Annotated in this window: 1 protein-coding gene; it reads left to right on the top strand. The window is 75.0% G+C overall.

Going from position 1 to position 503, the window contains the following annotated elements; translation table 11 throughout:
* Positions 1–503 (top strand): glycosyl hydrolase family 95 catalytic domain-containing protein (locus DZG00_RS17090; RefSeq protein WP_199689852.1); only part of this gene is annotated, 503 nt, incomplete at both ends.

Genomic DNA, 503 nt, shown 5'->3' with positions numbered 1-503 from the left:
GCCCCCACCACCGAGGACCTCTGGGCCGCCGCCCGCGCGGGCGACCCCGCGGCCCGCCGCCGCGTCGTCGAGGTCGCGTACCTCAGCGGCCGCGCGGCGATCATCTCCTCCACCGGCGAGCTGCCGCCCACGCTGCAGGGCGTGTGGCAGGGCACCTGGCGGCCGGCGTGGTCGGCCGACTACACGCTCAACGGCAACGTGCAGAACGGCGCCGTGGCCGGCATGAGCCCCACCGGCACGCCCGAGCTCGCCCGCACCCTGCTCGAGCTCGTGCTCCCCCACCTCGACGACTACCGCGAGAACGCCCGCCGGGTCTTCGGCGCCGAGGGGATGCTGCTGCCCGCCCGCATGTCCACGCACGGCCGGGCCGACCACCTCTCCGCCGACTACCCGCACCCGTTCTGGCAGGGCTGCGGCGGCTGGATCCTCCAGATCGCCACCAAGCACCGCGCCACCACGGTCGTCTCCATCTACGGCGGCAAGGCGTACGAGGGGCAGATCGA

Origin of the sequence: Clavibacter lycopersici, assembly GCF_003576405.1 — a bacterium.
Classification (GTDB): domain Bacteria; phylum Actinomycetota; class Actinomycetes; order Actinomycetales; family Microbacteriaceae; genus Clavibacter; species Clavibacter lycopersici.
The sequence above is the reverse complement of the archived record's forward strand: the minus strand, read 5'-3'. Positions and strand labels throughout refer to the sequence as shown.